Source organism: Escherichia sp. E13S3, from assembly GCF_004212325.1.
Lineage (GTDB): Bacteria > Pseudomonadota > Gammaproteobacteria > Enterobacterales > Enterobacteriaceae > Escherichia.
Window position 1 is genome coordinate 1 of sequence record NZ_RHJR01000018.1, and the last position, 17,925, is coordinate 17,925.

A 17,925-nucleotide genomic window follows, 5' to 3' on the forward strand; every position below is an offset into this window, starting at 1 on the left:
ATGAGACATCAATAAGTAAGCCTGATAACAGATTAGATTAACCGGCGTAAGCGGGTTAATAAACAGAATTTGCCTGGCGGCCTTAGCGCGGTGGTCCCACCTGACCCCATGCCGAACTCAGAAGTGAAACGCCGTAGCGCCGATGGTAGTGTGGGGTCTCCCCATGCGAGAGTAGGGAACTGCCAGGCATCAAATTTAGCGTGCTGATATGGCTCAGTTGGTAGAGCGCACCCTTGGTAAGGGTGAGGTCCCCAGTTCGACTCTGGGTATCAGCACCACTTTTTAGGTTAAAGTTCGGCAGATTAGAAAAGAATTTGTCTGGCGGCAGTAGCGCGGTGGTCCCACCTGACCCCATGCCGAACTCAGAAGTGAAACGCCGTAGCGCCGATGGTAGTGTGGGGTCTCCCCATGCGAGAGTAGGGAACTGCCAGACATCAAATAAAACAAAAGGCTCAGTCGGAAGACTGGGCCTTTTGTTTTATCTGTTGTTTGTCGGTGAACACTCTCCCGACCAGGACAAATCCGCCGGGAGCGGATTTGAACGTTGCGAAGCAACGGCCCGGAGGGTGGCGGGCAGGACGCCCGCCATAAACTGCCAGATATCAAATCAAGCGAAAGGCCATCCGAAAGGATGGCCTTTTTGCTTTTCGAACTAACATTCAATTAATGGATTACCTGCGATAAAAATGCCCTCGTACGCTCTGACTTAGGATGCGCAAAAAACTCATCCGGTGCAGCTTGTTCCACTATCTCCCCACGATCCATAAAAATCACCCGGTCAGCGACGGTTCGTGCAAACCCCATCTCATGTGTTACACACAACATTGTCATACCCGACTGCGCCAGCCCAATCATCGTATCCAGCACCTCTTTCACCATCTCAGGATCGAGCGCCGACGTTGGCTCATCAAACAACATAATTTTCGGCTTCATACACAGCGAACGCGCAATGGCAACGCGTTGCTGCTGACCACCTGAAATCTGTCCGGGAAACTTATGCGCATGTTCGGCAATTCTCACCCGCTCAAGGTAATGCATCGCCAGAGCTTCAGCCTCTTTCTTTGGCATCTTGCGTACCCAAATCGGCGCCAGGGTACAGTTCTGTAAAACGGTCAAATGTGGGAATAGATTGAAATGCTGAAAGACCATCCCCACTTCCTGCCTGACGCGCTCAATATTACGGATATCTTCATTAAGTTCGATGCCATCTACCACGATCCGTCCCTGTTGATGTTCTTCCAGATGATTAATACAACGAATGGTTGTCGATTTACCGGAACCTGAAGGGCCACACAGAACGATCCGTTCGCCCGGTTGCACGGTTAAATTTATATTTTTCAAAACATGGAATTGTCCATACCATTTATTGACGTTTTCCAGCGTAATCATCGCGTTAGCAGGTTGCAGTAAAATTTGGCTCATAGTGTCCTCAATGCGGTGTACGCTCGGTGTTAAAACGTTTTTCCAGATGTTGGCTATAGCGCGACATGCTGAAACAGAAGATCCAGTAGATCAGTGCGGCGAAAACATACCCTTCTGTGGACATACCCAGCCAGGCGGGGTCAACGGTTGCCTGCTGAACGCTACTGAAAAGATCGAACAACCCGATGATGATCACCAGACTTGTGTCTTTGAATAGCGCGATGATGGTATTTACCAGCCCTGGAATCACCAGCTTCAGTGCCTGGGGCAGAATAACCAGCCCTTGAGTTTTCCAGTAACCCAACGCCAGCGACTCTGCCGCTTCGTATTGCCCTTTGGGCAGCGCCTGTAATCCGCCTCGCACGACTTCCGCAACGTATGCTGACTGAAACAGGATCACGCCGACCAACGCACGAATCAGTTTGTCGATGCTGGTGCCTTCCGCCATAAAGAGCGGCAGCATGACCGAAGACATAAACAGTACGGTAATCAGCGGTACGCCGCGCCAGAACTCGATAAAAACGACCGATAAGATACGCACAATCGGCATATGGGAGCGGCGACCTAACGCCAGTAAGATCCCCCACGGTAGCGCCCCCGCAATCCCAACTGATGCAATAATTAAAGTTAGCGTCAGCCCGCCCCATTGCCGGGTTTCAACCCGCTCAAGACCAAAAAAACCGCCATACATCAGCCACCAGACAATCAGTGGGTAGATAATCGCCCATACCGCAATATAGCGACCGCGATGCGGGAGTATTTTCCAGAACATTGGTGCGATAGACACAAGGCCAATCAGTAATGCCAGGTTAATTCGCCAGCGTTGGTCGTGTGGGTAAAGCCCATACATAAACTGACCAAATCGTTCGTGGATGAAGACCCAACAGGCACCGGCTTTTGTGCAGTCGGCACGCGTTGAGCCAACCCAGTTAGCCTGCAAAAATGCCCAGTTCAGCAATGGTGGGATCAGTTCCCACATCAACCATATGCAGCCAATAGTCAGCAGGCTATTGCTCCAGCTGGAGAACAGATTTTTTCGCACCCACACCATAGCGCGGCTTGAGTTATGGCTCGCCGGGCGCGGGGGATGAGACAGCAATACTTTTGTCATCATGACTCCTTAGCGTTCAACGATCGCGATACGGCGGTTATAGATATTCATCAGCAGCGAGATAGTCAGGCTGATAATCAGATAGACCGACATCGTCATGGCTATCGTCTCGATGGCTTGCCCCGTTTGGTTCAGCACGGTGCCAGCAAACAGCGAAACCATATCGGGATAGCCAATAGCGGCGGCAAGAGAGGAGTTCTTGACGATGTTGAGATACTGGCTGGTTAACGGTGGAATAATCACCCGCAATGCCTGGGGAATAATGACCTGGCGTAGCGTAACCGGGTTGGGTAATCCCAGTGATCGAGCCGCTTCATGTTGACCATAAGGCACTGCCTGGATCCCGGCGCGGATAATCTCGGCGATAAATGCAGAGGTATAAACCGAAAGTGCTAGCGTTAAGGCTGCCAGTTCAGGAATTAAAACCATCCCGCCGCGGAAATTAAAGCCTCGAAGGGCTGGGACATCCCAGTGTAGTGCTGCGCCAAAAAGCCATTGCGCCAGTAAAGGTAAACCAATGATCAACACAACGGCGCAAGGCCAGGTACGGCGCAGTTGTCCGGTCTTTATCTGGTGCGTTTTATTAAAACGGAATAGTCCAACAGAAATGGCTATAGCAATAACAACAGTCAGGATAAACGCAATAAATCCATCTCCCAGCTGCGGCGACGGAATATAGAGCCCACGATTGCTCAAAAAGGCGAGCTCAAACGCGCTCACTGCCTGGCGTGGTCCAGGCAAATTGCGCAACACGGCAAAGTACCAGAAGAAGATTTGCAGCAGCGGGGGAATATTACGGAAGATCTCAATATAAATTGTGGAAAGCTTTCGTAGCAGCCAGTTGTCCGAAAGTCTCGCCAGACCGATAAAGAAGCCCAGGACAGATGCGAATACGATACACAATGCTGAAACCAGTAGCGTATTGAGTAAGCCGACAATAAAAACGCGTCCGTAGGTATCGCCCTGCTGGTAATCGATCAAATGCTGGACGATCCCGAAGCCTGCGCCGCGATCCAGAAAGGCAAATCCTGATGTTATGCCGCGATTGTTTAGATTCGTCACGGTGTTGTGAAATAACCAACCAACAATGCCGACGACGGCAACAACGGCGAGGATCTGGAATAACCAGGCGCGAACCGTAGGGTTGGTAAAGGAGAGTGAGCCTTTAACGGTTGAGCGGCGATGGGGCATATAAACCTCGGAAACCATAACGCTGAAGAGAGCGCCGCCGTAGCGACGCCCGTTACCTCACACCGACTTAACGCACGGGCGGCGCGTACTGAATACCGCCGTTATTCCAGAGATTATTTTGCCCACGTTTAATTTTCAGCGGGCTTTCTGAACCTACATTACGCTCAAAAATTTCCGAGTAGTTACCCACCTGTTTGATGATGTTGTAAGCCCATTTATTATCCAGCTTCAGATCCTTGCCGTAATCGCCCTCTTTACCCAGCAGATGCGCCATATCAGGCGTAGCTGGATTAGCCGCTTTTTCATCAACGTTTTGCGAGTTAACGCCCATCTCTTCAGCATTCAGCATGGCGAAAAGCGTCCAGCGCACAATAGAGAACCATTCATCATCGCCACGACGGACGACCGGACCAAGCGGTTCTTTAGAGATAACTTCTGGCAGGACAATCCATTCGGCAGGATTACTTAATTTGATCCGCAGGGCATACAGTTGCGACTGATCCGAGGCCAGCGTATCGCAGCGGCCAGATTCCAGAGCCTTCGCTGATTCGTCTGAGCGATCGAAGGTTACTGGCGTGTACTTCATATTGTTTGCCTTGAAGTAATCGGCGACGTTGAGTTCGGTATCAGTCCCCGCCTGAATACAGACGGTTGCGCCATCCAGTTCTTTCGCGCTTTTTAATCCCGCTTTATCGTGCGTCAGGAAGCCAATGCCGTCGTAATAAGTGACGCCAGTAAATACCATTCCCATTCCTGCGTCGCGGGATGAAGTCCAGGTCGTATTACGGGAAAGCAAATCCACTTCCCCTGACTGTAAAGCGGTGAAGCGTTCTTTTGCTGTGAGTGGGGTATATTTCACTTTCGTGTCGTCACCAAATACAGCAGCGGCAACACCACGACAAACATCTACATCAATACCTGAAAACTTACCGTCTGCATCGGCATAAGAGAACCCAGGTAATCCGTCACTGATCCCGCATTGCACAAACCCTTTATTCTTTACGGCATCAAGTGTCGCGCCAGCATGCGCCTGATTTGCAACGGCAAGCAGCACGCTGGCTGCAGCCAGTGTGGCTATCATCATCTTTTTCATAATGCTTCCTGTGAGGCGAAAATTATCGTTATAGGACGTTTGGGAAACGTCTTTTACCTGTCTGTGGCCATCCTTTTATAAGCAAAAGTAGTGCCAGCTTTTGCGCACGATTCCGCGTCGCAATAAGCTGAGTGTAGACAGGAAATAATAAAAACATCGCCTCGCAATGGTGCGAAAATGAAACATACGCCACATTTTAGCGCAAAATATTTATTCGCATTTTACTAAGCAGGATAATGATTGTTAGCGTGAGCATGTGTTTTAAATGAGGGTAAAAACTAATGGATGTGTTATTTCGATAGTTCGAAATAAAATGCTAAATTAAAAGGGAATAAGCTAGCAGAATATAGTTGTATTTTATCTTACGGTGAGATTCTGTACCGTTAAACAGAGCGCGGAACTCCGCGCCCTGTTCAGTTATTTCGACAGAGCGATGATCCCCATCGTCAGGCCAGCAACAGCCGCTGCCCCGCCAGCAATAGCCCCAGCCGTTTCCCAGTTATCCTGAGTCGTACCTTTCATACAGGTATTCGTGTGAACCAGACGGCCCTGATCGTCATAAACCGGAACGCAGGGTGAATCGTGAGCGCAGCCCGCCAGCAATGCGGTGAGCAATGCGACAGGAATTAATCTTTTCATGGTGTTACCTCAGTAATAACGCTACCGCTTAATAAGCTAACTTTCTTATTAACGTGCTGAATTCCATTTTATCACCGGGAGTTATAATTCTTGTGAGATGAATAATGACAAATTATGTGAATTGTAAAAATAATGAAGGGAGAAAGAATGAATGCACTCAATTTAAAAGCTAATGAATCATTAACTCATTAATTTTTATAGTTTTAACCGCAAATTAAAAAGGCGTCCGAAGACGCCTTTGTGTTTTAATTTTACCCTTTAAAGCAACGGCGGATCACCACAAAGAACACAGGGACAAAGAAGATTGCCAGCAATGTTGCGGAAATCATGCCACCCATGACTCCAATCCCTACCGCGTTCTGCGCGCCGCTTCCCGCACCATTACTGATAGCCAGCGGCAATACGCCGAGAATAAAGGCGAGTGATGTCATCAGAATAGGACGAAGACGCATACGTACGGCCATCAGCGTTGCTTCAATGACACCTTTCCCCTCTTTTTCCATCAGGTCTTTGGCGAACTCAACAATCAAAATAGCGTTTTTAGCCGATAAGCCAATTGTCGTTAACAAGCCCACCATAAAATAAACGTCATTTTTCTGATTAAAGAGTGTCGCCGCCAGCAGCACGCCGACAATCCCTAACGGCACGACCAACATAACCGAGACAGGAATTGACCAGCTTTCATAGAGCGCCGCAAGGCACAGGAAAACGACCACGAATGAAATGGCTACCAGAGCAGGGGCCTGGTTACCTGACAAGCGTTCCTGATACGACATCCCCGTCCAGTCATAACCGATTCCGTTAGGTAGTTGTGAGGCGAGGCTTTCCATTAGAGACATCGCATCGCCGGAACTGGTGCCTGGCGCAGCTTCCCCCTGAATCTCCATGGAGGGTAGACCGTTGTAGCGTTCCAGACGCGGAGAACCATATACCCAATGTGAAGTGGTAAAGGTGGAGAATGGCACCATTTCGCCGTTAGCGCTGCGGACATAAAGTTTATCGACATCTTCTGGCAGCATACGGAATTTGGCATCCGCCTGAACATATACTTTTTTCACGCGGCCACGGTCGATGAAGTCGTTGACATACGTCCCGCCTAACGCTGTAGAAATGGTCTGATTAATGTCAGAAAGCGAAACGCCTAATGCCTGTGCTTTTTCCTGGTCAACTTCAAGTTTGAACTGCGCAGTATCTTCCAGTCCATTGGGGCGCACACTGACTAAGCTTTCAGGATGTTGCGCCGCCATGCCAAGCAACTGGTTGCGGGCATGGGTTAAGGCATCGTGACCAAGACCCGCCTGATCGATTAACTCAAAGTCGAAACCTGTTGCCGTACCCAGTTCAACAATGGCTGGCATATTGAATGGAATGACAAAACCGTCGCGGATTTTACTCAGTTCCATTTTGGCACGTTGGATTACCGCTTCCGCGCTATTTTCTTCGCCACTGCGCTCTTCCCACGGTTTAAGGCTGACAAAGGCCATCCCGGCGTTTTGCGCCTGACCGCTGAAGCTAAATCCATTGACTGTAAAGACACTTTCAACGTTCGCCTTCTCGTTCTTCAGATAGTAATCCGTCACTTCATCCAGTACTTTTTGTGTCCGCTCTTGCGTCGCGCCAGCGGGCAGTTGGATCATGGTCAGGAAGACACCCTGATCTTCTTCCGGCAAGAAAGAAGAAGGGAGGCGTAAAAACAGCACTACCATTCCGGCGACAATCAGCGCATAGATCAGTAAATATCGCCCTGTGGAACCGAGGATTTTGCCAACGCTATTGGTGTAGTGAATAACGCTATGATCGAAAGTGGTGTTAAACCAGCCGAAGAACCCCCCCTTATTTTCGTGATGCTCGGCAGAGACTGGTTTCAGCAATGTTGCACATAACGCGGGGGTGAGAATCAGCGCAACCAGTACTGAAAGCGCCATTGCTGAAACAATAGTGATAGAGAACTGTCGATAAATTGCCCCTGTTGAGCCACCGAAGAATGCCATCGGAATAAATACCGCCGACAGTACCATCGCGATACCTACCAGCGCGCCCTGGATTTGCGACATCGATTTTTCCGTCGCTTCTCTGGGGGGGAGTTTATCCTCCATCATTACGCGCTCGACGTTCTCCACAACGACTATCGCATCATCAACAAGAAGCCCGATGGCAAGCACCATCCCGAACATCGTTAGCGTATTGATGGAGTAACCAAAAGCGGCGAGTATGGCAAACGTCCCTAACAACACGACAGGTACAGCAATGGTGGGTATCAATGTCGCCCGCATGTTCTGCAAGAACAGATACATCACCAGGAATACCAGGATAATGGCTTCGAACAGCGTTTTCACCACTTCCTGGATAGAAAGCTGGACGAAAGGCGTGGTGTCATAAGGGTAAAGAACCTTCATTCCCTGTGGGAAGAACGGCTGTAGTTCTGCCAGTTTGGCCTTGATGGCTTTTGCGGTATCAAGTGCGTTAGCTCCCGTTGCCAGTTTAATGCCGAGGCCAGCCGCGGGTTTGCCGTTGATACGGGCGATAACGTTATAGTTTTCACCACCGAGTTCAATCCGTGCGACATCTTTCAGCCGCACTACCGAACCGTCGCTGTTCACGCGCAGGGTGACTTTGCCGAACTCTTCCGGATCTTTTAACCGTGTCTGGGCAATAATCGACGCGTTTAACTGCTGTCCTGGTAATGCCGGCGTGCCGCCTAACTGACCGGCCGCAATCTGGTCGTTCTGTACTTTCAACTGGTTAATGACATCAACCGATGTGAGTTTATATTTGTTCAGCAGATCGGCATCGAGCCAGATACGCATAGCGTACTGAGCACCGAACAGTTGCACGTCGCCAACGCCGTTCAGACGGCTAATGGTATCTTTGACGTTAGAGGCGATGTAGTCGGAAATATCGTCTTGCGTGGTACTTGGGTTATCAGAAACAAAACCAGCCACCATCAAAAAGCTGCTACTTGATTTCTCGACACTTATCCCCTGTTGCTGGACTTCCTGCGGCAGCAACGGTGTGGCGAGTTGAAGTTTGTTTTGTACCTGCACTTGCGCGATGTCTGGATCGGTCCCGGACTGGAAGGTGAGAGTAATTGTCACGCTACCGGCAGAATCGCTGGTGGAGGACATATACATCAGATTATCGATGCCGTTCATATTCTGTTCGATAACCTGTGTCACCGTATCCTGCACGGTTTGCGCATCAGCGCCCGGATAGTTTGCCGACACAGAAACCGCAGGCGGGGCAATGGTTGGATACTGGGCTACGGGCAATTGTAGGATCGCCAGTACGCCCGCCATCATCAGAATAATGGCCAGCACCCATGCAAATATTGGTCGTCGAATAAAAAAGTTTGCCATATCAGATTGCCTTACTTCGACGCAGTATCTGCGGGGGTATCGGTAGTGGCCTTAACCTGCTCTCCCGGGCGTGCTTTTTGCAGGCCGCTGACAATGACCTGATCACCCGCTTTTAGTCCTTCGCTAATCAGCCATTTATCGCCAATGGCCTGGCTGGCGACAACAGGACGCGCCTCAACCTGGCTTTTATCATTAACAATCAGCACGGTAGCGTCACCACGCGGTGTACGGCTAACTCCCTGTTGCGGGATAAGAATGGCGTCAGGTTGTACACCTTCATCGATCCGTGCGCGCACAAACATACCTGGCAGAAGCGTGTGTTGCGGGTTAGGGAAAACTGCGCGCAGGGTAATGGAACCGGTGCTTTCATCAACGGTCACATCAGAGAATTGCAGCGTGCCTTTCAGGGGATAGGTTTGACCGTTTTCCATGACCAACTCTACGTTGCTGGTGGCGTTTTCCTTATGCAAATTCCCTTGCTCTACGGATTGCTTCAGTCTCATGAAGTCGTTGCTGGATTGGGTCACATCGACATAGATAGGATCGAGTTGCTGGACAGTCGCCAGTTCGGTCGTTTGCCCGTTAGTGACGAGAGCACCTTCGGTCACCGAAGATTTGCCGATACGCCCGCTAATTGGCGCAGTCACTTTGGTATAAGCGAGATTGATGCGGGCGCTTTCGACCGTGGCTTTTGCGGCTATGACGGTAGCATCGGCCTGACGAGCATCAGCAATCGCCTGATCGTACTCCTGCTGGCTGATGTATTTCGTACCCACAAGCGGAACATAACGTTTTACCGTTAAATGCGCGATGGACGCGGCAGCTTCGCTTTTCGCCAGTTCGCCTTTCGCGCTGTCATAACTTGCCTGATAAGTGGCCGGATCGATCTGGTACAGGGACTGGCCAGCTTGCACATCGCTGCCTTCAGTGAAATTACGATTCAGCACTATCCCGCTAACCTGCGGGCGAACCTCGGCAATACGGAAAGCATTAGTACGGCCTGGTAATTCAGTTTTAACTTCTAACGGGGCAGTATTCACAACATGAACGGTAACCTGCGGTTCACCGACGTGAGCTTTCTCTTCTCCCTTATCGTTACAACCCGCAATTAACGCTGCGGAGATCATGATAAAGGAGGGCAGGAGGAAAAACCTGGCATGTTTCGTCATTACTATTCCTCAAAAAACCAAAAGCGCGTTATTAGCCAGAAAAAGGCAACGCGTTAACTCGCAGAAATAAAAATACAGTTCGCTATCCTACAAATTATCGTCCTGCGATGTAAGGAATAGTTATGAATAGTCGCTATTCAAGGCACGTAAACACAAAAAGAGATTAATATTCTAATGTTCTCATTTGATGTGAGTTGAAAAAAATGGAAGCATTTTAACGCAAAGTGAAATATACATTTATTAAGTAAATATATTATCGGTAAACAATAGATTTGACTTATTTGACGATTGGTAGCAGATGGGATTTAGCTTCTCGTATAAATAAACATTAGGTGATACATTACTTCTCGCTGTTTCCCTTATGTTGAATATATTTATTCCTTGAATGATTAATCATGGCAAAAAGAACCAAAGCTGAAGCCCTGAAGACCAGGCAAGAACTGATTGAAACCGCCATCGCCCAGTTTGCGCAGTATGGCGTAAGCAAGACGACGCTCAATGACATCGCCGACGCCGCCAACGTCACGCGTGGCGCAATCTACTGGCACTTCGAAAACAAGGCTCAACTGTTTAACGAGATGTGGCTGCAACAGCCTTCATTGCGTGAGTTAATCCAGGAACGTTTAACGGAAGGGTTAGAACATGATCCTTTCCTGCAATTGCGTGAAAAACTGATTGTTGGCTTGCAATATATTGCCGAAATTCCCCGCCAGCAGGCGTTACTGCAAATCTTATATCACAAGTGTGAATTTAGTGATGAAATGCTGGCCGAGGCAGTAATACGTGAAAAGATGGGCTTTAATCCACAGATTCTTCGTGAAGTATTACAAGCATGTCAGCAACAGGGGGATATAGCTAAAAGCCTCGACTTAGACGTCGTAATGATTATTATTGATGGTGCCTTCAGCGGTATTGTTCAAAACTGGTTAATGAATATAGCGGGTTACGATCTTTATAAACAAGCACCCGCATTAGTCGATAATGTATTAAGAATGTTTATGCCAGATGAAAACATAACGAAATTAATTCATAAAACAAATGAATTAGGTATCGTATAAAGTTACATTCTATTGTGAAAATCAAGTTCGTCACTGTTAACCAGTTTTAGCGGATTAACCGAGTTCATATTGCGACATTTGTCTGTTTCTGTTGCCAGTAGTTCGATCCACTGCATCAGTAAGGTATCAAACAGAAAAACGGAGACAGCGAAAACGACGAGCCACCAATACTTGCGAATCATTACCTGAGCCTGTGCATGTTTAACCAAGTCTGGCAGGAAATATACACGAAATGAATAATCTGAAAACCAGGCTTACACTTCCTTTACTTTGCAATGAGATCGGGGTCAACTTCGCTGATCCGGCTTCGTTTTGACAGGTTGCCGGTCTTTCTTTTTTTCACTTTCGCCAGCTCTTCCATGGAGTAATGTGACGCGACATCCAGTCGGCGTAGCCCCATCTTGATGTACTCGCTGTTAATCTCAATACCAATGAATTTTCGCCCGGTCGCGATGGCGACGGCACCGGTGGTGAAGCTACCAGCAAACGGATCGAGAACGACATCGCCAGGGTTAGAAGAGGCGAGAATAATGCGCTTCAGTAAAGCTTCAGGCTTTTGCGTCGGATGGTTTTCATATTCATCCATCAAATAACGTACGCGTGGAAAATCCCAGACGTTACCTGGCACTTTTTGATGATTGTAAGGTTGTGGGGGATTTTTGCGATAGTCGATTAATGCACGCTGTGCTCCGGTTTTGGCTTCTACCAGAATAGCATCGCTGTTAAAGGTGTAGTTCTTTGCGTCTTTCACCATCATCAGGATGGGTTCATACATGGAGCCGTAATATTTTTTGGCCTGAACGCCGGAGCTGTCATACGACCAGACGATGCGACTTTTGATGGTAAAAAGCTGGCGGCACTGGAGGTCAATAAAGGGCATGTTTTCCGTGCTGTTCATGATGTACATGCTGCCCTGTTTTTTCAGAACGCGGTGGCACTCTGTAATCACTTCAAATAGCCAGTTAATAAACAGATCTTCTTTCCACGCTTCGATCAGGCCATCGAAATTTTTACCGATGTTATAAGGCGGGTCAGCAAAGATTAGATCAACACTTTCTGCGGGTATCTTTTTAAGTTCAGCTAATGCATCACCGTGGATAATGGTCTTTGCATTGTCGCCAAACCTGGTGGGTTCACATCCTGTTCTCATGGTCACTCCCTTTGCGACACCTATAAAAAAGGCGCTTCCCCATGCCGAGTAGCGCCTTTTAATCAAGCAATTAGCTAACCTGAATTAGTTCATGCCGTACTTTTTCAATTTTTTACGCAGCGTACCACGGTTGATGCCCATCATCAGCGCAGCACGGGTCTGGTTACCACGGGTGTATTGCATCACCATGTCCAACAGGGGCTGTTCTACTTCAGCCAGTACCAGCTCATAGAGGTCATTAACATCCTGACCGTTCAGTTGAGCAAAATAGTTCTTCAGTGCCTGTTTAACCGAGTCACGCAGGGGTTTTTGGGTTACCTGATCCTGAGAGTTAACGGTAGAAACGGTCAGTACGTCAGAATTTACGCGTTGTTCGAACATAGTTCTGTCAGCTCTTTATTTCTGTTTACGCAAAATTTTCGAAGTATGCCTCCAACGCCTCCAGCTGTTCGCTGGCATCCTCAATGGCGTTGAATGTGCGCCGAAACTGGTCATTTGGAGCGTGTTCCTGGAGATACCAGGAAACGTGTTTACGTGCAATTCGGTACCCTTTTGCCGGACCATAAAAGTCATGCAGTTCCCGAACGTGCGCGCAAAGCAAGCGCTTAACCTCAGCCAAAGGCAGCGGGGGCAGCAACTCCCCAGTGTCCAGATAATGCTGGATTTCCCGAAAGATCCAGGGTCTTCCCTGAGCTGCGCGGCCTATCATCAGAGCATCCGCCCCTGTATAGTCGAGCACAGCTCTGGCTTTAAGCGGGTCAGTAATGTCGCCATTCGCGATAACCGGAATGGAAACTTTCTGCTTAACTGCCCGAATACTGTCGTATTCAGCTTCTCCATTGAACAAACAGGCGCGTGTACGGCCATGAATGGTCAGAGCCTGAATGCCACAGTCTTCAGCCAGTTGGGCAATCTCTTCGCAGTTACGGTGTTCCGGCGCCCAGCCGGTGCGAATCTTCAGGGTAACAGGAACGTCCACTGCATTGACGACCTCGGTAAGGATCGATTTAACGACATCCGGGTACTGCAAGAGGGCTGAACCTGCAAGCTTGCGATTCACTTTTTTAGCCGGGCAACCCATATTGATATCAATAATCTGGGCACCGCTTTCCACGTTAATACGTGCTGCATCTGCCATTTCTTTCGGATCGCTACCGGCAATTTGCACGGTGCGAATACCGGGTTCATCAATGTGCACCATCCGTAAACGAGATTTGTCGCTTTCCCAAACCTGAGGGTTAGAAGACATCATCTCGGATACTGTCAATCCGGCTCCCATCTCGTAGCACAACGTCCGAAAAGGTCTGTCTGTAATGCCAGCCATGGGCGCTGCGATCAGGCGATTTCTGAGCTGATATTGTCCGATGCGCATGAGTTAAGAAATGACCATACTGTGACTGCAAGGCGGCGTATATTACGCATTTTTTGCACGAGATGAAAGGCCAAACTTTGACCAATCCTCTGAGATGGATCAAAGAATTGCATTTAAAATGAACTCGGCGGAATAATTAATCATAAAAATCATCACATTAGAAATAAGTGATTAAAATTCGCACTCAAAGAAATTTGAGTAAGTTCTCAATTTTTCTTTATGAATGAAAATTTTGGCACGCAAATTTGCCTAAATAATCAGCAAAATTACGTGCCTTTTGTGACGTTGCTCGCACTTCTCTCTACATCACTATGCCGCATTCTGGCGGTTAATTCTTAAGACCAGTAATGCGACACCACTCTTCTTTTTCCACGACCGGGTCCAGAACGAAGCTGTCGGCATAAGCTTCACAAACGCTCTCCGCCTGGCTTGCCAGAATACCGGAAAGGCCCAGCAAACCGCCTGAAACCGGCAGGACGCTGATTAACGGCGCCAGTTCACGTAACGGGCCTGCGAGGATGTTAGCGACCACCACGTCGGCTTTCATCGCTTCAGGCTGATCTTTGGGTAAGTAGAGTTCCAGACGGTCAGAAACGCCATTACGTTCGGCGTTGTCGCGGCTGGCCTGAATGGCCTGCGGATCGATATCAATACCAATGGCTTTTGCTGCGCCCAGTTTCAGTGCCGCGATTGCCAGAATGCCGGAGCCACAGCCAAAGTCGATGACTGTTTTACCAGTTAAATCGAGGCTGTCGAGCCATTGCAGGCACAGAGAGGTGGTTGGATGAGTCCCCGTACCAAACGCCAGGCCCGGGTCTAACATCACGTTGACGGCGTTTTCGTCTGGCACATCACGCCAGCTTGGGCAGATCCACAGACGTTCACCAAAGCGCATTGGGTGGAAATTGTCCATCCATTCGCGCTCCCAGTCTTTATCTTCCAGTTGTTCGATTTTATGCGCGAAACCTGCGCCGAGCAGCGGATGGTTTTCCAGAATCGCCACCACGTCGTTCATATCGGTTTCAGCGTCGAACAGACCAATCACATCGGTGTCGCCCCACAGGCGCGTTTCGCCCGGCAGCGGCTCAAATACTGGCGTATCGTGGGTATCCTGAAAAGTAATAGATACGGCACCTGCTTCCATCAGCGCATCGCTAAGATCTTCAGCGTTCGCGCCGGTGGTGTTCAGTTTCAGTTGGATCCAAGGCATGGCAAAACTCTTTATTTATCAGTAGTCAAAACGGTAGCTTGCGGGACGGATGTACCGAAACGGTTTCCGACCAGGAAAGCCAGCAAACTTAGTAGTAACGAGGGCACGATAGGGTGGAAGCCCAGGTACTGAATATTCAGCGTTGCAAGTACGGCATACAGCACGCCGCCAACGATCATCGCACTTAGCGCGCCTTTGGCGTTGGCGCGTTCCCAGTAAAGACCCAGCACCAGCGGCCACAGGAAAACGGCTTCCAGCCCACCGAAGGCCAGCAAATTCAGCCAGATGATCATTTCTGGCGGCTTCCAGGCGGCAAGCAGCAGCAACACGCCGAGAACTAACGTAATTACCGCCGACATCCGCTTCAGACGCGTCTCGTTTTGCATTTGATCCGGACGGATATTCAGATAGAGATCTTTAATGATCGTAGCGGAACTTTGCAGCAATTGGGCGTTAATTGTCGACATGATCGCAGCCATAGGTGCAGCCAGGAAGATCCCGGCAGCAAACGGTGGCAGCACTTTTACCATCAACGTCGGGATCACCAGATCCGGTACGGTGAGATCGGGGATCACTGCACGACCTAACGCTCCGGCCAGATGCATACCGAACATCAGGATTGCGACTACAATCGTCCCGATGATGATCCCCCGATGCACTGCTTTGCTGTCTTTATAAGAGATACAGCGCACCGCAGTATGCGGCAGGCCAATAACGCCAAAGCACACCAGTACCCAGAACGATGTCATAAAGGCAGGTGACAGAATATCGTCAGCACCTTGTGGCGTAACCAGCTGTGGATCGATGGTTTGCAGCGTCTCTACCGCGTTGCTTAAGCCGCCAGCGGCATGTACCACGCCGACCAGCAGCACAATGGTGCCAACCAGCATCACCAGACCTTGCATGGTGTCGTTCAGCACACTGGCGCGAAAGCCGCCAAAGGCGGTATATAACGCAATACTGATACCGAAAATCAGCAGCCCGGTTTCATAAGGAATACCCGCCGCGGTTTCCAGCAGGCGTGCACCGCCGATAAATTGCACGGTCATCGCGCCAACGAACGCAACCAGCAAACTCAAACTCGCCAACCACACCAGAAGACGACTCTGGTAGCGGGCAAACAGCATATCGTTCAGCGTCACCGCATTGTAGCGGCGCGCAAGAATCGCGAACTTCTTGCCGAGTATACCGAGCGAAAGCCAGACTGCAGGAAGCTGAATCATCGCCAGCAATACCCAACCCAGGCCGTATTTATAAGCAGCGCCTGGCCCGCCGATAAACGAACTGGCACTGATATAGGTCGCGGTGAGCGTCATCGCCAGCACAATACCGCCCATGGAACGGCTGCCGAGGAAATACTCATTAAGGAAGGTGCCGGTGCTCCGCTTACGCATCGCATAAACAGAGATACCGAACACCACCACCAGATAGGCGACCAGCGGTAGAATCACTTCAAGCTGCATCGTCATCCTCCAGCGGGATATCGCGATAGATAAATTTCACCATCGCCCAGCACAGTCCAATAAACAGCAGCGGCGTCAGGATGCAGGCCATCTCAAACCAGCGCGGAAAGCCGGTAAAACCGGGGGCAACGCCAGGTAAGTAAGCGGCTACTAACCATACCGCCAGATACAAAAGGGTCAGCCCCAGCGCCCAGCGCGCCTCTTTATGGGCCTGAACAAAACGAGTGTCCATTTTTTGTCCCTGATGGGTGAAGAAAGCGGGGATTGTACCTTATGGGGGTTGTCGATCCCCAGTAATAAAAAAGGCCGGAAAATCCGGCCTTTTGACGCTTTTGCAGTCTTATTTTTCCTGAAGACCGAGTTTTTTCTCCAGATAGTGGATGTTAGTACCACCATGCTGGAAGTTCTCGTCGTTCATGATGCGGATCTGCAGATCAACGTTGGTTTTGATACCGTCGATGATCAGTTCCTGCAGCGCATTCTTCATGCGGGCAATCGCCACGTCACGGTTTTCACCGTAGCAAATCAGCTTACCGATCATTGAGTCATAGTACGGCGGCACGGTGTAGCCCGCGTAGATATGAGACTCCCAACGCACGCCAAAACCGCCTGGCGCGTGGAAACGGGTGATTTTGCCCGGGCTTGGCAAGAAGGTATTCGGATCTTCGGCGTTGATACGGCATTCCACCGCATGGCCGCGAACGTGAACTTCTTCTTGCTTGATAGACAGCGGCTGACCGGCAGCGATACGCAGCTGTTCTTTGATCAGGTCAACGCCAGTGATCATTTCGGTAACCGGGTGTTCTACCTGAATACGGGTGTTCATTTCGATGAAATAGAACTCGCCGTTTTCGAACAGGAACTCGAATGTACCTGCACCGCGATAGCCGATATCAACACACGCTTTAGCGCAACGTTCGCCGATGTAGCGACGCAGTTCCGGGGTAATGCCCGGTGCTGGCGCTTCTTCGACCACTTTCTGGTGGCGGCGCTGCATGGAGCAGTCACGTTCCGCCAGATAGATAGCGTTGCCCTGACCGTCAGCCAGTACCTGAATCTCGACGTGGCGAGGATTTTCCAGGTATTTCTCCATGTAAACCATATCGTTGCTGAAAGCAGCTTTCGCTTCCGCACGGGTCATGGAGATGGATTGTGCCAGTTCAGCGTCGCCGCGTACTACGCGCATACCGCGACCGCCGCCGCCGCCGGAGGCTTTGATAATTACCGGATAACCAATGCGTTTAGCAATGGCGCGGTTTTTATCCATATCATCGCCCAGCGGGCCGTCAGAACCTGGTACGCAAGGAACGCCCGCTTTTTTCATCGCGGCGATTGCGGATACTTTGTCGCCCATCAGGCGAATGGTTTCTGCTTTCGGGCCGATGAAGATAAAGCCGGAGCGTTCAACCTGCTCGGCAAAATTGGCGTTCTCGGAGAGGAAGCCGTAACCCGGATGGATTGCTACTGCGCCGGTGATTTCAGCGGCGCTGATGATTGCCGGGATGTTCAGATAACTTTTTACTGACGGAGCAGGGCCGATACAGACCGTTTCATCTGCCAGTAATACGTGTTTTAGATCGCGATCCGCGCTTGAGTGCACAGCGACAGTCTTGATGCCCAGTTCTTTACAGGCACGAAGAATACGCAATGCAATCTCGCCGCGGTTGGCAATAACAATTTTATCCAGCATG

At 49.8% G+C, this 17,925-nt stretch carries 16 protein-coding genes, 1 tRNA gene and 2 rRNA genes; 4 read left to right on the forward strand and 15 right to left on the reverse strand.

The genetic code is table 11. From position 1 onward, the window contains the following. Positions 1-72 precede the first annotated feature (72 nt). The 3 genes from rrf (D9597_RS17580) to rrf (D9597_RS17590) all read left to right on the forward strand — a co-directional run bounded on the left by rrf (D9597_RS17580) (position 73) and on the right by rrf (D9597_RS17590) (position 433). A 5S ribosomal RNA gene (rrf, locus tag D9597_RS17580) occupies positions 73-188 on the forward strand. Between the two features lie 14 nt (positions 189-202). Next, positions 203-278, forward strand: a tRNA-Thr gene (locus tag D9597_RS17585). Positions 279-317: 39 nt separating this feature from the next. Continuing rightward, positions 318-433, forward strand: a 5S ribosomal RNA gene (gene rrf, locus D9597_RS17590). Positions 434-663: 230 nt separating this feature from the next. On the opposite strand, the gene D9597_RS17595 is transcribed toward rrf (D9597_RS17590), so the two are convergent. From D9597_RS17595 to acrE, 7 genes are all read right to left on the reverse strand, one after another. Further along, complete coding sequence (locus D9597_RS17595) at positions 664-1,422, reverse strand: amino acid ABC transporter ATP-binding protein (protein ID WP_000078338.1); 759 nt, start codon at positions 1,420-1,422, stop codon at positions 664-666. A gap of 7 nt (positions 1,423-1,429) precedes the next feature. After that, a complete protein-coding gene (locus D9597_RS17600) occupies positions 1,430-2,533 on the reverse strand; it encodes an amino acid ABC transporter permease (protein ID WP_130224061.1) in 1,104 nt (367 codons plus the stop codon). A gap of 9 nt (positions 2,534-2,542) precedes the next feature. Continuing rightward, positions 2,543-3,724: an amino acid ABC transporter permease gene (locus tag D9597_RS17605; protein WP_130223718.1), complete on the reverse strand. Its 1,182-nt coding sequence runs from the start codon at positions 3,722-3,724 to the stop codon at positions 2,543-2,545. A gap of 67 nt (positions 3,725-3,791) precedes the next feature. Continuing rightward, positions 3,792-4,817, reverse strand: coding sequence for an amino acid ABC transporter substrate-binding protein (locus tag D9597_RS17610; protein WP_130204494.1), 1,026 nt, complete (start codon positions 4,815-4,817; stop codon positions 3,792-3,794). A 417-nt stretch (positions 4,818-5,234) separates the two neighbouring features. Further along, entirely contained in the window at positions 5,235-5,456 is a 222-nt protein-coding gene (locus D9597_RS17615; RefSeq protein WP_000825639.1) for a membrane protein, read from the reverse strand. 251 nt (positions 5,457-5,707) lie between these two features. Further along, on the reverse strand, positions 5,708-8,812 hold the full coding sequence (acrF, locus tag D9597_RS17620) for a multidrug efflux RND transporter permease subunit AcrF (RefSeq protein ID WP_130223720.1): 3,105 nt from the start codon (positions 8,810-8,812) through the stop codon (positions 5,708-5,710). An 11-nt stretch (positions 8,813-8,823) separates the two neighbouring features. After that, positions 8,824-9,981, reverse strand: coding sequence for a multidrug efflux RND transporter periplasmic adaptor subunit AcrE (gene acrE / locus D9597_RS17625; protein ID WP_130223722.1), 1,158 nt, complete (start codon positions 9,979-9,981; stop codon positions 8,824-8,826). A 395-nt stretch (positions 9,982-10,376) separates the two neighbouring features. Between acrE and envR the strand changes: the two genes are divergently transcribed. After that, positions 10,377-11,039 carry an acrEF/envCD operon transcriptional regulator gene (envR, locus tag D9597_RS17630; RefSeq protein WP_130204500.1) on the forward strand — a complete coding sequence of 221 codons (663 nt, stop codon included), beginning with the start codon at positions 10,377-10,379 and terminating at the stop codon, positions 11,037-11,039. Positions 11,040-11,041: 2 nt separating this feature from the next. On the opposite strand, the gene D9597_RS17635 is transcribed toward envR, so the two are convergent. The 8 genes from D9597_RS17635 to accC form a co-directional block, all read right to left on the reverse strand. Beyond that, complete coding sequence (locus D9597_RS17635) at positions 11,042-11,221, reverse strand: DUF2556 family protein (RefSeq protein WP_130223724.1); 180 nt, start codon at positions 11,219-11,221, stop codon at positions 11,042-11,044. Between the two features lie 83 nt (positions 11,222-11,304). After that, the gene (gene yhdJ / locus D9597_RS17640) at positions 11,305-12,189 is read right to left on the reverse strand and encodes an adenine-specific DNA-methyltransferase (protein ID WP_130223726.1); all 885 of its coding nucleotides are present in this window, start codon (positions 12,187-12,189) and stop codon (positions 11,305-11,307) included. A gap of 84 nt (positions 12,190-12,273) precedes the next feature. Next, on the reverse strand, positions 12,274-12,570 hold the full coding sequence (fis, locus tag D9597_RS17645) for a DNA-binding transcriptional regulator Fis (RefSeq protein ID WP_000462905.1): 297 nt from the start codon (positions 12,568-12,570) through the stop codon (positions 12,274-12,276). A 25-nt stretch (positions 12,571-12,595) separates the two neighbouring features. Next, the gene (dusB, locus tag D9597_RS17650; protein WP_001219652.1) at positions 12,596-13,561 is read right to left on the reverse strand and encodes a tRNA dihydrouridine synthase DusB; all 966 of its coding nucleotides are present in this window, start codon (positions 13,559-13,561) and stop codon (positions 12,596-12,598) included. A gap of 328 nt (positions 13,562-13,889) precedes the next feature. Beyond that, the gene (gene prmA, locus D9597_RS17655) at positions 13,890-14,771 is read right to left on the reverse strand and encodes a 50S ribosomal protein L11 methyltransferase (RefSeq protein WP_130223728.1); all 882 of its coding nucleotides are present in this window, start codon (positions 14,769-14,771) and stop codon (positions 13,890-13,892) included. Positions 14,772-14,782: 11 nt separating this feature from the next. After that, positions 14,783-16,234 carry a sodium/pantothenate symporter gene (gene panF, locus D9597_RS17660; protein ID WP_130223730.1) on the reverse strand — a complete coding sequence of 484 codons (1,452 nt, stop codon included), beginning with the start codon at positions 16,232-16,234 and terminating at the stop codon, positions 14,783-14,785. Continuing rightward, positions 16,224-16,466, reverse strand: coding sequence for a YhdT family protein (locus D9597_RS17665; protein ID WP_000381170.1), 243 nt, complete (start codon positions 16,464-16,466; stop codon positions 16,224-16,226). The genes panF and D9597_RS17665 overlap by 11 nt, the downstream gene beginning before the upstream one ends. 108 nt (positions 16,467-16,574) lie before the next feature. Then, entirely contained in the window at positions 16,575-17,924 is a 1,350-nt protein-coding gene (accC, locus tag D9597_RS17670; protein WP_000884639.1) for an acetyl-CoA carboxylase biotin carboxylase subunit, read from the reverse strand. Position 17,925 lies beyond the last annotated feature (1 nt).

Bases quoted from the DNA above. Each gene is read 5' to 3' on its own strand.
- D9597_RS17665 (WP_000381170.1), bottom strand. From the start codon at position 16,466: ATGGACACTCGTTTTGTTCAGGCCCATAAAGAGGCGCGCTGGGCGCTG.
- acrE (WP_130223722.1), bottom strand. From the start codon at position 9,981: ATGACGAAACATGCCAGGTTTTTCCTCCTGCCCTCCTTTATCATGATC.
- panF (WP_130223730.1), bottom strand. From the start codon at position 16,234: ATGCAGCTTGAAGTGATTCTACCGCTGGTCGCCTATCTGGTGGTGGTG.
- acrF (WP_130223720.1), bottom strand. From the start codon at position 8,812: ATGGCAAACTTTTTTATTCGACGACCAATATTTGCATGGGTGCTGGCC.
- D9597_RS17610 (WP_130204494.1), bottom strand. From the start codon at position 4,817: ATGAAAAAGATGATGATAGCCACACTGGCTGCAGCCAGCGTGCTGCTT.
- fis (WP_000462905.1), bottom strand. From the start codon at position 12,570: ATGTTCGAACAACGCGTAAATTCTGACGTACTGACCGTTTCTACCGTT.
- D9597_RS17600 (WP_130224061.1), bottom strand. From the start codon at position 2,533: ATGACAAAAGTATTGCTGTCTCATCCCCCGCGCCCGGCGAGCCATAAC.
- D9597_RS17635 (WP_130223724.1), bottom strand. From the start codon at position 11,221: ATGATTCGCAAGTATTGGTGGCTCGTCGTTTTCGCTGTCTCCGTTTTT.
- dusB (WP_001219652.1), bottom strand. From the start codon at position 13,561: ATGCGCATCGGACAATATCAGCTCAGAAATCGCCTGATCGCAGCGCCC.
- envR (WP_130204500.1), top strand. From the start codon at position 10,377: ATGGCAAAAAGAACCAAAGCTGAAGCCCTGAAGACCAGGCAAGAACTG.
- yhdJ (WP_130223726.1), bottom strand. From the start codon at position 12,189: ATGAGAACAGGATGTGAACCCACCAGGTTTGGCGACAATGCAAAGACC.
- D9597_RS17595 (WP_000078338.1), bottom strand. From the start codon at position 1,422: ATGAGCCAAATTTTACTGCAACCTGCTAACGCGATGATTACGCTGGAA.
- D9597_RS17605 (WP_130223718.1), bottom strand. From the start codon at position 3,724: ATGCCCCATCGCCGCTCAACCGTTAAAGGCTCACTCTCCTTTACCAAC.
- D9597_RS17615 (WP_000825639.1), bottom strand. From the start codon at position 5,456: ATGAAAAGATTAATTCCTGTCGCATTGCTCACCGCATTGCTGGCGGGC.
- accC (WP_000884639.1), bottom strand. From the start codon at position 17,924: ATGCTGGATAAAATTGTTATTGCCAACCGCGGCGAGATTGCATTGCGT.
- prmA (WP_130223728.1), bottom strand. From the start codon at position 14,771: ATGCCTTGGATCCAACTGAAACTGAACACCACCGGCGCGAACGCTGAA.